This is a genomic window from Pararhizobium sp., assembly GCF_965279435.1.
Classification (GTDB): domain Bacteria; phylum Pseudomonadota; class Alphaproteobacteria; order Rhizobiales; family Rhizobiaceae; genus Pararhizobium.
In genome coordinates this window covers 3,011,977-3,024,909 of sequence record NZ_CBDIHY010000003.1, presented here as the reverse complement: position 1 = coordinate 3,024,909, position 12,933 = coordinate 3,011,977, and the positions used below count along the sequence as shown (strand labels likewise).

Below are 12,933 nucleotides of genomic sequence, written 5' to 3'. Positions count from 1 at the left end.
CGGGATGATGGCACGAGAAGAAAGCAGCGGCGAAGGGCGGCCGTGGTGCTCAGCGCACCTGATCGAGCAGGCGCTTGCACTCCAGGAGATCGTAGAGTGCTTCCTGCAGCAGCCCCCTATCCTCCTTGCCGACCGATGTCTTGCCGACAGAAATTTCCGGCGTTTCATCATTGCCGCCGACAAAGGAGAAGAACCGGCGGCTGGCCGGCGCCTTGGCGCGGCCGACGATCTGGTCGTCCTCGGGATTGCCGAGCTTCGGCTGGACCTGTTCCTCGATATTGGCGGCAGCGAGCGCCTCGACGGTTGCCAGGTCGCCGCTGGCAATCGCCGCGACGAACTTGTTGCCGTTCATCTTCAACAGCTTCTGCACGCCCTTGATCGTGTAGCCGTGATCGTAGAGCAGATGGCGGATGCCCTTGAGAAGATCGACGTCTTCCGGGCGGTAATACCGCCGGCCGCCGCCACGCTTCATCGGCTTGATCTGCAGGAAACGTGTTTCCCAGAACCTCAGCACATGCTGTGGCAGGTCGAGATCGTCGGCAACTTCACTGATGGTGCGAAACGCATCCGGGCTCTTGTCCATGTCTTCCCCCATTCCGCATCGAACATGCGCGGCATTTGGCACGCGGATTTAGCCACGAGTCTCTGTCGCCGCGTTTGCGGATGATTACACGAATCATGCGCATTTCAACGGCTTATGGACGTGTTTTCAACCACTTTAATGATGGAATATCGAATTAGGCGGCCGGGGATTGTGGTTTCAACTTGGCCTTGCGCTGCAAATGCGCCTTGAGCACGCGCTGCTTCAGCACGTTGGACGCCTTGAACGTCATAACGCGGCGGGGAGAAATAGGGACTTCCTCGCCGGTTTTCGGGTTTCGCCCGATGCGCTCGTTCTTGTCTCTGACCTGAAACGTCGCGAAGGAGGAAAGCTTGACGCTTTCGCCGCGCACGATGGCATTACAGATTTCGTCAATCACGGTCTCGACCAATTCTGCCGATTCCGTTCGGGAAAGACCGACCTTGCGAAAAACCGATTCGGCCAGGTCTGCTCGTGTCACCGTTTTTCCGCTCATCTTCCCCCACCGATTTTCTTGAAATATCGATTAGCCCGGAAAGAGTATTGCCCTTGTCCATTCCGGTCAAGCGTCTGCACCATATCACATTTTTTTACCAGCGCAGCAGTACGGAACCCCAGGTGAAGCCGCCCCCCATCGCTTCGAGCAGAACGAGATCACCCTTTTTGATACGTCCGTCCGATGCTGCGACATTCAGCGCCAACGGAATCGAGGCTGCCGAGGTATTGCCGTGAAGATCGACGGTAACCACCACTTTTTCAAGCGGAATGCCGAGTTTCTTGGCGGAACCGTCGATGATCCGGCGGTTGGCTTGGTGCGGCACCAGCCAGTCGAGATCGTCGGCGGTCGTGCCGGTCGCCTCGAACGCGGCCTCGATCACGTCGGTGATCATGCCCACCGCATGCTTGAAGACCTCGCGGCCCTCCATGCGCAGATGGCCGACCGTGCCTGTCGTCGACGGACCGCCATCGACATAGAGCTTTTCCTTGTGGGCACCGTCGGAGCGCAGCTGCGCTGTCAGGATGCCGCGATCGGCCGTTGTGCCGTTGCCTTCCTGGGCTTCGAGAATCAGCGCGCCGGCGCCGTCACCGAACAGCACGCAGGTCGTGCGGTCGTTCCAGTCGAGAATACGAGAAAACGTTTCGGCACCAATGACCAATACCCGCTTGGCAAGGCCACCGCGAATATAGGCGTCCGCCGTGGTCACGGCAAAGATGAAGCCGGAACAGACCGCCTGCAGATCGAAGGCTGCACCATGGTGCATGCCGAGACGGTTCTGGATATTGACGGCGGTTGCCGGAAACGTGTTGTCTGGCGTCGACGTCGCAACGATGATGACGTCGATATCGGCAGACGTCAGGCCGGCATTGGCGAGAGCTGCGCGCGCAGCCCCTTCACCGAGTGAGGCGGTGGTTTCCCCCTCGCCCGCAATATACCGCTGGCGAATACCGGTACGCTGCACGATCCACTCGTCGGTCGTGTCGACCTTCTCTTCCATTTCGCGATTGGTCATCACCTGCTTCGGGAGGGACGCCCCGAAACCGCGAACCACAGAACGGATCATGCTTTTCAAACCTCGTCTGCCGTGCCGGTCGCTGCACCTTCGGAAGGGCGCGAGGCATGGTATTTTTGCAAATCGTTTTCGATCTTCGCCTTCAGCCCGTTGCGGACCATGTCGTAGCCGACATCGATGGCGGCGGCGAAACCTTCGGCGTCGGTTCCTCCATGACTCTTGATCACGACACCATTAAGGCCGAGGAAGACGCCGCCATTCACCTTTCGCGGATCCATCTTCTCGCGCAGCCGGTCAAAGGCGCCCTTGGCGAGGATGTAGCCGATCTTGGCAAGCAGCGTGCGCGACATCGCGGCGCGCAAATACTCGGCGATCTGGCGGGCCGTACCTTCGGCAGTCTTCAACGCAATATTGCCGGAAAAGCCCTCGGTCACCACCACATCGACAGTACCACGGCCGATATCGTCACCCTCGACGAAGCCGAAATAGTCGATGCTGTCGATGCCGGATTCGCGCAGCAGGCGCCCGGCTTCCTTGACCTGTTCCTGGCCCTTGATTTCTTCGACGCCGACATTGAGCAGGCCAAGCGTCGGACGCTCGACCTCAAACAATGCACGCGCCATGGCGCCACCCATCAGGGCAAAGTCCATCAGCTGCTGTGCATCCGCACCGATCGTCGCGCCGACGTCGAGCACGATGCTCTCGCCTTTCAGCGTCGGCCAGATAGCCGCGATGGCGGGGCGCTGAATGCCCTGCATCATCCGCAGGCAGAACACCGACATCGCCATCAGCGCGCCGGTATTACCGGCGGACACGACCACATCAGCCTCGCCCTTGTTGACGGCTTCGATCGCCTGCCACATGCTCGCCTTGCCACGGCCGCGTCTGAGCGCCTGGCTCGGCTTCTCGTCCATGGCAATCGCCAGTTCGGAGGCATGGAACGTGCAGTTTGCTTTAAGCTTCGGATATTTTTCCAGAAGAGGAGCACATTGATCTTCAAGACCGTAGAGGGCGAAACGGATATCGGGATGCCGTTCAAGCGCCTTGGCGGCGCCCGGAATGACGACCTGCGGACCGAAGTCGCCGCCCATCACATCTAGAGAAATTCTGACCACGCGTGCCCTATCCTTTTTTCCTGCCACACTGCATGTTTCGTCCCGGCGCAATCAGTCTGGGCGTTGGAGACACACGTGTTTTCATAACGTTTGAGACGTAACGGCCCCACTCACGGGGCAAAACGGCCCAACGGGCTGGATTTCGGCCAAAATACCGTTTTTCACTGAGGTGACAACCGAATTGTGCCACACACTGCCGTTCACTCAGTCCTTTTTCCAATCCTTGAGGGCCGCGAAGGGATTGGGGCGGACATCATCTTTTTCGCTGCTTTCGATCCGCTCCCCGAAGCTCACCCCCGCTTTTCGCGGATAGGGATCGATGGCGAGTGCAGCATGTTCGGTAACGGTGACGCCGACATCGATGGTGTCGCCGGTAAACATGTCGGGGAGATCGGGACCTTCCGGATCGAGAATCATCTCGCCGCTGTCGTTGGCGGCAATCCGCGCCAGCCGCGAGCCTTCCGGCACGAAGATCGCTTCGACGGGTTCATCGATCTGCGATTCCACCGGATCCAGCGTAACCACGCAAGCCTGGACGATCCTCGCCTTCACCCGGCCCTTGATCTTGACGCCGTCCCTCTTCCAGCGCGCAATCTGCAACTCGGCTGCCAGCGACTTAACCTCCAGGACACCCCAGAGATCGCGCAAAGCCTTGCGTTCGGCCTCATTCGCCTCGAGGCGAACCGTCACGGCATTGGCGGAAATATTGCCGACCTTGACCGGATAGGAAAATGCGGGTTTTTCGTCGTGGTTCATCGTCTGGTCCTTTCGGGCGGCGCTGCCGCCCAAGATAGTGCTGCCGGTTAGACCGATGTCAGGCGGCCGCTTGCGGCAGGTCGATCCGGCCGGTTTCTACGACATCCTCGCCTTGCAGCGCAAGCTGGGCTTCGGCAGCCAGCAGATAGTCGGCGAGCCCGAGCATCGATAAAGCCTGATCGTCGGTCTGCGGATGGAAATTGCGCTTCAGTGCTGTGGCAAGCTCATTGCGATTTCCGCGCTCCAGAGCGGCGGCATAGCTTTCGAGCCGGCCATAGAACATCGAGGCAAACTTCTTCATGCGTTTGGGCACGCCGACATCGCCGACGCCGAGTTCGCGGATCGAATGATCGACGTCCTCGAAGAACGCATCGATGATCTCCTGGGCAATCTCCTGGCCGGCCCGCTGCGAGCTGCGTGTGCGGCGGAAATAGAGGATCAGCGATGCCGACAGCATCTCGAAACGGCCCATCACAGTGTCCGGCACGTCAAGGTCGGTATAGAGGTACGGACGGCGGGCGGCGGCGGTCAACAGCGCGTATTGGCGCTTTACAATGGCCACATTGCCGTTTTTTTTGCCAAACAGTCCGAATATCATCATAAAGCCCAAGTTTGCCTGCTTCAAAATGCGCTAGCCCGCGCATCCTGTTATTGCATGATTGCCGAAGCTGGTTTACCGAAGCAGGCACGAAATGCAATGGCGCATCTGCCAGCGTTACCTTGGGGGAGATGTCGTTGACGAAACGGTATTTCAGGTCAGACATGAAATTTCTGAATAACGTCGCCTTTACATTGGCAATTTGCGTAACCACCCTTTCCGGCTGCAAGACAGCCGATATGCTGAACACCAGCGAAACCATCAATCAGGGCTATGTCGTCGACCAGGAGACATTGGCTCTGGCACCGGTCGGCTCCAGCCGCGAACAGGTGCTTTTGTCGCTGGGAACACCATCGACAACCGCGACCTTCGACAATGAAGTGTTCTACTACATTTCCCAGAAGCGTCAGCGCCCGGTCGCCTTCATGAAGGCGAAGCTGGTCGATCAGAGCGTGCTTGCCGTCTATTTCGACAAGGATGGCGTGGTTTCGCAACTGGCGCACTACACGCTCAAGGACGGCAAGGTCTTCGACATGATTTCCCGCACCACGCAAACCGGCGGCAAGGAAATGACCTTCCTCGGCCAGCTGCTATCCGGCAACGGTATCGGCAAGAGCATGGCGCAGTCGGTACTGGGTAACAGCAACAATAACAACAATCGGAATGGCCGATAAGGGCGATAGCCCGGCCGGCGATTAATCTTTCGATAGCTCCGCGACACTCTTTGGCGCCGCGGAGCGAATTTTAGCCATACTTATCCTGCGAGAACAGCCAATAGCAGCAGCGCTACGATGTTGGTGATCTTGATCGCAGGATTGACAGCTGGACCTGCAGTGTCCTTGTAGGGGTCGCCGACGGTGTCACCGGTGACGGAGGCCTTGTGGGCTTCCGAACCCTTCAGGTGACGCGTGCCATCCTTGTCGACGAAACCGTCTTCAAAGCTCTTCTTGGCATTGTCCCAGGCACCACCACCCGACGTCATCGAGATGGCGACGAAGATGCCATTGACGATCACGCCAAGAAGCGAAGCGCCAAGTGCTGCAAAGGCAGATGCCTTGGAGCCGGAAATCAGCAGCACGCCGAAATAGACGACGATCGGTGCCAGCACCGGCAGCAATGACGGCACGATCATTTCGCGGATCGCCGCCTTGGTCAGCATGTCGACCGCACGGCCGTAATCGGGCCGGTCGGTTCCTGCCATGATGCCGGGCTTTTCGCGGAACTGACGGCGGACTTCCTCCACCACGGCACTGGCCGCACGGCCGACGGCCGTCATGGCGATACCGCCGAACAGGTAAGGGATGAGACCGCCGAAGATCAGGCCAGCGACGACATAAGGGTTGGACAGATCAAACGAGATCGTACCGACATCGGCGAAGTACGGATACTTGTCGCCATTGGCGACGAAGTACTTCAAGTCGTTCGAATAGGCGGCAAATAGTACCAGGGCGCCGAGGCCAGCAGAACCGATCGCGTAGCCCTTGGTGACAGCCTTGGTGGTGTTACCGACAGCATCGAGCGCGTCGGTGGACTTGCGGACTTCCGGAGGAAGACCGGCCATTTCAGCGATACCGCCGGCATTGTCGGTGACCGGACCGAAAGCATCGAGCGCCACGATCATGCCGGCAATGCCGAGCATGGCGGTGACGGCGATACCCGTGCCGAACAGGCCTGCCAACTGGTAAGTCGAGATGATGCCGCCGACGATGACGAGCGCCGGAAGCGCTGTGGATTCCAGCGACACGGCAAGGCCCTGGATAACGTTGGTGCCGTGGCCGCTGACGGAGGCCTGGGCGATAGAATTGACCGGACGCTTGTTGGTGCCGGTATAGTACTCGGTGATCACCACGATCAGTGCGGTGACCACAAGGCCGAGAATACCGCAGATGAACAGGTTGGTACCGGTGATGTCCTTGCCCTCGACAGTGCCGATCGAGCCCCAGCCGATAGTCAGCGACGTGGCAACGGCGAGGCCGACGATCGACAACAGGCCAGTGACGATCAGGCCTTTGTAGAGCGCGCCCATGATCGAGCCGTTCGAGCCGAGCTTGACGAAGAAGGCACCGATGATCGAGGTGATGATGCAGGCACCGCAGATGGCCAGCGGATAGCTCATCACAAGGCTGAGATTGGCCCCGCCAGCAAAGAAGATTGCAGCCAGAACCATGGTGGCAACGATCGAGACGGCATAGGTTTCAAACAGGTCGGCCGCCATGCCGGCGCAGTCGCCAACATTGTCGCCGACATTGTCGGCGATGGTGGCCGGGTTGCGTGGATCGTCTTCCGGAATACCGGCTTCCACCTTGCCGACCAGATCGCCGCCGACGTCTGCGCCCTTGGTGAAGATACCGCCACCGAGACGGGCAAAGATCGAGATCAATGAGGCGCCGAAGCCGAGCGACACCAAGGCGTCGATCACGTCACGGGAGCCTTCGGCAAGCCCAAGGCCGGCCGTCAGGATGAGATAGTAGATGGTGACGCCGAGCAAAGCCAGGCCTGCAACCAGCATGCCGGTAATAGCGCCGGACTTGAAGGCGATATCGAGACCTGCCGCGAGACTGACGGAGGATGCCTGCGCCGTGCGGACATTGGCGCGGACGGAAACGTGCATGCCGATGAACCCGGCCGCACCCGACAGAACCGCGCCGATCAGGAATCCGATGGCGGCTGTCACGGAGAGAAGAACCCAGGCACCGACAAAGACAACGGCACCGACGATGGCAATGGTCATATATTGACGTGTGAGATAGGCCTGCGCCCCCTCGCGTATGAAGCCTGCAATCTCTTGCATGCGGGCATTGCCCTGATCGGCAGATAGCACCGATCGCGTCGCCCAGATGGCATAAACCACCGAAAGCAACCCGCATGCGATAACGCCCAGAAGTATGGTCATTTCGCGATTTCCTCCGTTTAGCCTACGGGCTCACTCCGTTCCGCAGGCCCCCAAAAAGCGCAGCAGCCCAAGCCTCCTCTTCAAGCATGGGCCGCGTACGTGGCTGCAGAGTGCTGTGGCGAATCGGGATCGTCAAGCCGCGAAAACCGGAAAAACCCACGTTTTTCGGTATGTTGGCGGTGGCTTACAGGAGGGAAATACCACTTTCGGCGGTAAATCTCAGACTGCCCGCCGCCTTTCGGCGACAAACAGCGAAATGAGCAGCAAAAGACAGAATACTGTCACCGGCCAGACGGCGGCGCTCAGCATGTCCCAGCCATAGGCTGTCAGCACCTTGCCAGAGCCGAACGAGGCAAGTGCGACAGTGCTGAACAGGATGATGTCGTGGAACCCTTGCACCTTGTCGGCTTCCTGCGGCCGGTAGCTGGAGGCGACAATCGCGGTCGAACCGATGAAACCGAAATTCCAGCCCGCCCCGAGCAGGATCAGTGCGCCCCAGAAATTCCACAGCGCAATTCCCGCATGCGCCACCAGCGCGCACAGCATCAGGATGACCAAGCCGCAGGCAACCACTCGTTCTGCGCCAAAGCGGCTGACCAGCATGCCGGTGAAGAAGCTCGGGGCAAACATCGCCAGCACATGCCACTGGATGCCGAGTGTCGCCAGATCCTGCGAAAAACCACAGCCGACGACCATGGCGATCGGTGCACCGGTCATCATGAAGGTCATCAATGCATAAGTGGAGATGCCGCAGACCATGCCGGTGAGGAAGCGCTGGGTCAGCACGATCTCGCGCAACGGCCGGATGGGGCCGACGGCGGCGGTGCCCGAGGCCGGACGCAGATCCGGCAGCCGCAGGAACGCCAGAATGGCGATGGCCGCGAGGCACGTGGGAACGAGCGCGATGAAGGCACCGGCAAAGAACACCGGCGCCAGCGCATCCTTGGTCAGGATAACCAGCTGCGGCCCGAGCACGGCGGACACCATGCCGCCGGCGAGTATCCAGGAAATCGCCCGTGGCTTGTAGAATCGGGGAGACGCATCAGCGGCGGCAAAGCGCAGTTTCTGGGTAAAGCCACCAGCGATGCCCGATATGCACAGGCCGAGCGCGAACAGCCAGAAGTCGCTTTGAAACAGCGCATAGGCGGCAACCAGTCCGCCGCCAGCGCCCAGAAGAGCGCCGACCATGAAGGCTGCCTTGCGGCCGACAAACCGGGACATGGCGGCGACGAAAACCGCGCCGAGGGCGACGCCGACATTGAAACCGGTCAGCGGTGCCGTCGCCAGCGACTTGTCGTCGCCAAGCAACTGATAACCGGCGACGCCGCCAACGGAAAAGACAATCGGGCCGATCGTGCCGAGAATGGCCTGAGCCGCCGTCAGCAGATAGACATTGCGGCGGGCGCCGGACAGTTCATGATCCATGCCCTGCACATTGCCTGCCTGCCCTGTCATTGCGTGACCTTACTTCTTGACGTCGGTTCTGATCGTGCGGGCGATCCGGTCGAGCACGGCATTGACGAGCTTCGGTTCGTCCTGTTCGAAGAAGGCCTTGGCGATCTCGACATATTCGGTAACGATCACGGCGACCGGAACGTCCTTGCGTTCGCGCAATTCGAACGTGCCGGCGCGCAGGATGGCACGAACGGTCGAATCGAGACGCGATAGTGCCCAGTCGTCCTGCAGGGCCGTGCCGATCAGCGGATCAAGCAGGCGCTGGTCGCGCACGACGCCAGCAACGATCGAGCGAAACCACGAGGCATCTGCTTTAAGATAGGTATCGCCGTCGATTTCCTGGCCGAGCCGGTGCGTTTCATATTCAGCGACGATCTCGAGCACGCCGGTGCCGCCGACATCCATCTGGTAAAGTGCCTGAACGGCGGCAAGACGGGCTGCGCCGCGCTGGTTTGCCTGCTTGATCGGCTGGTCGGCCGGCGGGTTGGTAGGAGTGTCGCTCACTGTTCGCCGCCCAGCTTGATCTTCAGGTCGATCATGGTCAGCGCCGCACGGGCAGCAAAGCCGCCCTTGTCGCCTTCGCTCTTCTTGGCACGAGCCCAGGCCTGCGCGTCGTTTTCGACGGTCAAGATGCCGTTGCCGATGGCAAGGCTTTCGCTGACGGCAAGATCCATCAGCGCACGTGAGGATTCGTTCGAGACGATGTCGAAGTGATACGTCTCGCCACGGATGACCATGCCGAGCGCGACGAAACCGTCATACTCGGTGGCGCCATTGTCGATGCCGTCGAGCGCCATCGCGATCGCCGCCGGAATTTCCAGCGCGCCGGGAACGGTCACGACATCATAGGTCGCACCCGCATCCTTGAGTGCCGATGTAGCGCCATCGAGCAAAGCGTCAGCCATATCGTCATAGAAACGCGCTTCCACAATCAGGATATGTGGTTTTTCGGTATCGGACATTTGTCACCTGTCTGAAATTGGGGGCCGGACATCTCCAGCGCAGGCGGCGGTCAAACCACGCTGGAGCCCGGTTGGCAAGCATTTTTCGCGGTTTGCATGGATTTGGACGGGCGTTCAACCATCACTCCATGCGGAACAGCTGAAATTGCCGCCATCTTTTCAATCCGATGGCGTCTCTATACAAGTTTTGCCGAGGTGGAGAAAAACATGACAAAGATAGAAAAGCCCGTCGTCAGCCCGGCCGAACTTGAGTTGGAGCACTGGCAGGAAGGCACATTCTTTGAATCCCGCGACGCGGCCTTCGGCGAACGGCTCGGTCTCAAGGATCTCGGCATAGGTTACGGCGAAGTCCCGCCGGGGAAATCCGGCTGCCCATTCCACAATCACCATATAGAGGAAGAGCTGTTCGTCATTTTGAGTGGCGAAGGCGAATACCGGTTCGGACCGGATCGCTATCCCGTCAAACAGGGCGATGTGCTCGGCGCTCCCGCCGGTGGCCCGGAGACGGCCCATCATCTGATCAATACCGGCACTGTTCCCCTCACCTATCTGTCCATTTCGGCCAATGCGAAGGCCGAAATTGTCGAATATCCGGACTCGGGCAAGTTTCTCGCCAAGTCACGCGCAACCCCCGGCGGAAAACCTGTCTTCCGTTTTGTCGGACGCAAGCAAAGCGAAACTGATTATTGGGACGGCGAGCCGGGAATCTGATCGAATACCGGAATCATCATTTCAAACGGACTGAACAGCCTCATGCACAGCGTCCCTACCATCGAAACAGAACGCCTGATCCTGCGCCCCTACCGCCGCGACGACTTTGTCGCCTATGCCGCGCTTTTTGCCGATCCTGAAGTCACCCGCTTCGTCGGCGGCATCCCGTTTTCGCGGGAACAGGCCTGGACGCGGTTCCTGCGCCAGATCGGCATGTGGCACTATTTCGGCTTCGGCTTTTTCGCTTTGCAGGACCGCGAGACCGGCCAGTTTATCGGCGAAGCCGGCTTTCACGACCTGCATCGCGGCATCAGCCCTTCGGTCGAAGGCACGATGGAAACCGGCTGGGCGCTGTCGCCACGCTCGCACGGCCAAGGCCTTGCAACCGAGGCCGTCACCGCCGCAATAAAGTGGGGCGACCAGCATTTTCCATCGCTGAAGAAGACCTGCATCATCGATATCGGCAACCGCGCCTCGCTGAGGGTCGCCTCGAAACTGCAGTTCAAGGAAACCGCGCGGACGACCTATCACGGGGCGAATGTGATTTTGCTGGAGCGCTAGATCGCCACCTCTTCGCACGCTGCATCGATCCGCGGACGGCATGGCTCAGCTGGGCCAAGGCTGCCGGAAGCCATACCTCCATGTTCGTGTTTCCCTTTCAGGTGGTGATATCGCGCCCCTTCACCGGTGCCGAAATGAGAGGGCGGAACTACTAAAGAAGAGGTAGGCTGGCTGACGTTTTCAACCAGCACGATGTGTTATTTTCGTAGATCTGGAAATGCCCTCGGTGCCCACCCAATCAAATCCACAGGATCGGCACACAGCAGCCAGTCATGATCGCCATCACGATAAACGTGACGGCGCTGTTTATCCACGTGCCTGAATGTCAGAGGGCAGCGTGATTGCAGGAAAGCGCGCGGGACCACCATGGTGAACATCATCATAAACAGCGGATTCGGATATGACATCCGCGACATCGACTTCAGCGAAATCCTCAACGCTTCGTCCTATACCCGCAGCGCAACAAGCTTTGTCGCGCAATACGCGATGGGCAAGGAAGAGTTTTCCGGTATCAATTTCGCCTATGACAGAATGGGCGCACCGATTGGTGGCACCGTCAAGAGCTATGCCACATGGCACCAGGCGACGAAGGCATTCCTGGTCGAAGGCCTCAGTGTCTCCATCACCAGCATCATCAATGCCGCAAAAACAGCCAGTACCAGCGATGATTTCAACGTCATTTCCAATGCCCTGGCGGGTGCCGACAACTTCAAGGGCGGCAATGGCAACGACTACGTCAAACTGTTCGGCGGCAACGATGTTGCAACAGGAAATGGTGGCAACGATACGATATTCGGAGGAACCGGAAACGACACCATATCCGGTGGCGACGGGAACGACTGGTTGAGTGGCGACGCAGGCGCCGACAAGCTCGACGGTGGCGCGGGAACCGATACCGCAGCCTATTCGACAGCAACAGTGGGGGGTACGGCGAGCCTTGCCAATGCAGCCTTGAATACCGGTGACGCCAAGGGTGATGTCTATGTCTCGATCGAATATCTGACCGGCTCAAATTATGCCGACAAACTCTACGGCAATGCCAGCGCCAATCTTCTATCCGGTGGGGCAGGCAATGACCTCCTGTCCGGGGATGCGGGCAATGACACGCTCAGAGGCGGCGCGGGCGCGGACAGGCTCGATGGCGGAGTGGGCACAGACACGGCAAACTATGCCGGCGCAACGGCAGGCGTCACGGCAAATCTCGCCAATGCGACCGCCAATATCGGCGACGCAAAGGGCGATGTCTGTGTCTCGATCGAAAACCTGACCGGCACGAACTATGCCGACAAGCTCTACGGCAATACCGGCGGCAACGTGCTGTCCGGCGGGTCGGGCAACGATCTGCTGTCGGGCGATGCCGGCAATGACACGCTTTATGGTGGCCTCGGCGCCGATAGCCTGACGGGCGGTGTGGGTGCCGACACCTTCGTCTTCAAGGCCCTGTCTGACACGACAGTGACCACAACCGGCCGCGATACGATCTTCGATTTTTCCGGCACCGGCGGTGACCGGCTGGATCTGTCGGCCATCGATGCCAACTCATCGGTATCAGGTGATCAGGCATTCACGTTTATCGGGACCGCAGCATTCAGCGGCAAAGCCGGTGAACTGAACTACAGCAAGCAAGCATCGGACACCTATATCTACGGCGATATCAACGGCGACAAGACGGCGGATTTCGCCATCCATCTGGATGACGCCGTCATGCTGTCGAAGGGGTATTTCATTCTCTGAGCAGAAGGACAAGACCAATACGGAAGGCGTTGCCGGCCGTATTGGTCGTCCGCCACC

Annotated in this window: 14 protein-coding genes; 4 read left to right on the top strand and 10 right to left on the bottom strand. The window is 59.4% G+C overall.

The features are described 5' to 3' along the window. Window positions 1-49 precede the first annotated feature (49 nt). From ACQY8Q_RS20305 to ACQY8Q_RS20280, 6 genes are all read right to left on the bottom strand, one after another. On the bottom strand, window positions 50-583 hold the full coding sequence (locus tag ACQY8Q_RS20305; protein ID WP_428428215.1) for a MerR family transcriptional regulator: 534 nt from the start codon (window positions 581-583) through the stop codon (window positions 50-52). 154 nt (window positions 584-737) lie between these two features. Next, window positions 738-1,076: an integration host factor subunit alpha gene (locus ACQY8Q_RS20300; protein ID WP_113316049.1), complete on the bottom strand. Its 339-nt coding sequence runs from the start codon at window positions 1,074-1,076 to the stop codon at window positions 738-740. Between the two features lie 94 nt (window positions 1,077-1,170). Next, window positions 1,171-2,142 carry a beta-ketoacyl-ACP synthase III gene (locus tag ACQY8Q_RS20295; protein WP_428428214.1) on the bottom strand — a complete coding sequence of 324 codons (972 nt, stop codon included), beginning with the start codon at window positions 2,140-2,142 and terminating at the stop codon, window positions 1,171-1,173. A 5-nt stretch (window positions 2,143-2,147) separates the two neighbouring features. Further along, on the bottom strand, window positions 2,148-3,206 hold the full coding sequence (gene plsX / locus ACQY8Q_RS20290; protein WP_428428213.1) for a phosphate acyltransferase PlsX: 1,059 nt from the start codon (window positions 3,204-3,206) through the stop codon (window positions 2,148-2,150). A gap of 204 nt (window positions 3,207-3,410) precedes the next feature. Next, the gene (locus tag ACQY8Q_RS20285; protein WP_428428212.1) at window positions 3,411-3,962 is read right to left on the bottom strand and encodes a YceD family protein; all 552 of its coding nucleotides are present in this window, start codon (window positions 3,960-3,962) and stop codon (window positions 3,411-3,413) included. Window positions 3,963-4,020: 58 nt separating this feature from the next. After that, window positions 4,021-4,560 (bottom strand): ubiquinol-cytochrome C chaperone family protein, encoded by a 540-nt coding sequence (locus ACQY8Q_RS20280; protein ID WP_428429831.1) that lies wholly within the window; start codon window positions 4,558-4,560, stop codon window positions 4,021-4,023. A 131-nt stretch (window positions 4,561-4,691) separates the two neighbouring features. Here ACQY8Q_RS20280 and ACQY8Q_RS20275 point away from each other — a divergent pair, with 131 nt between their 5' ends. Further along, on the top strand, window positions 4,692-5,234 hold the full coding sequence (locus tag ACQY8Q_RS20275; protein ID WP_428428211.1) for an outer membrane protein assembly factor BamE: 543 nt from the start codon (window positions 4,692-4,694) through the stop codon (window positions 5,232-5,234). Between the two features lie 80 nt (window positions 5,235-5,314). Here ACQY8Q_RS20275 and ACQY8Q_RS20270 read toward each other — a convergent pair whose 3' ends face one another. From ACQY8Q_RS20270 to ribH, 4 genes are all read right to left on the bottom strand, one after another. Next, on the bottom strand, window positions 5,315-7,453 hold the full coding sequence (locus ACQY8Q_RS20270) for a sodium-translocating pyrophosphatase (protein ID WP_428428210.1): 2,139 nt from the start codon (window positions 7,451-7,453) through the stop codon (window positions 5,315-5,317). Window positions 7,454-7,672: 219 nt separating this feature from the next. After that, the gene (locus ACQY8Q_RS20265; RefSeq protein WP_428428209.1) at window positions 7,673-8,908 is read right to left on the bottom strand and encodes an MFS transporter; all 1,236 of its coding nucleotides are present in this window, start codon (window positions 8,906-8,908) and stop codon (window positions 7,673-7,675) included. 9 nt (window positions 8,909-8,917) lie between these two features. Further along, the gene (gene nusB / locus ACQY8Q_RS20260) at window positions 8,918-9,412 is read right to left on the bottom strand and encodes a transcription antitermination factor NusB (protein ID WP_113245252.1); all 495 of its coding nucleotides are present in this window, start codon (window positions 9,410-9,412) and stop codon (window positions 8,918-8,920) included. Next, the gene (gene ribH / locus ACQY8Q_RS20255) at window positions 9,409-9,870 is read right to left on the bottom strand and encodes a 6,7-dimethyl-8-ribityllumazine synthase (protein WP_113316057.1); all 462 of its coding nucleotides are present in this window, start codon (window positions 9,868-9,870) and stop codon (window positions 9,409-9,411) included. Before ribH ends, nusB begins: the two co-directional genes overlap by 4 nt. A 207-nt stretch (window positions 9,871-10,077) precedes the next feature. Here ribH and ACQY8Q_RS20250 point away from each other — a divergent pair, with 207 nt between their 5' ends. The 3 genes from ACQY8Q_RS20250 to ACQY8Q_RS20240 all read left to right on the top strand — a co-directional run bounded on the left by ACQY8Q_RS20250 (window position 10,078) and on the right by ACQY8Q_RS20240 (window position 12,876). Further along, complete coding sequence (locus ACQY8Q_RS20250; protein WP_428428208.1) at window positions 10,078-10,581, top strand: cupin domain-containing protein; 504 nt, start codon at window positions 10,078-10,080, stop codon at window positions 10,579-10,581. A 42-nt stretch (window positions 10,582-10,623) separates the two neighbouring features. Beyond that, on the top strand, window positions 10,624-11,142 hold the full coding sequence (locus tag ACQY8Q_RS20245) for a GNAT family N-acetyltransferase (RefSeq protein WP_113245255.1): 519 nt from the start codon (window positions 10,624-10,626) through the stop codon (window positions 11,140-11,142). A gap of 366 nt (window positions 11,143-11,508) precedes the next feature. Next, window positions 11,509-12,876, top strand: a complete 1,368-nt coding sequence (locus ACQY8Q_RS20240; protein ID WP_428428207.1) for a calcium-binding protein — start codon at window positions 11,509-11,511, stop codon at window positions 12,874-12,876. Window positions 12,877-12,933: the final 57 nt, after the last annotated feature.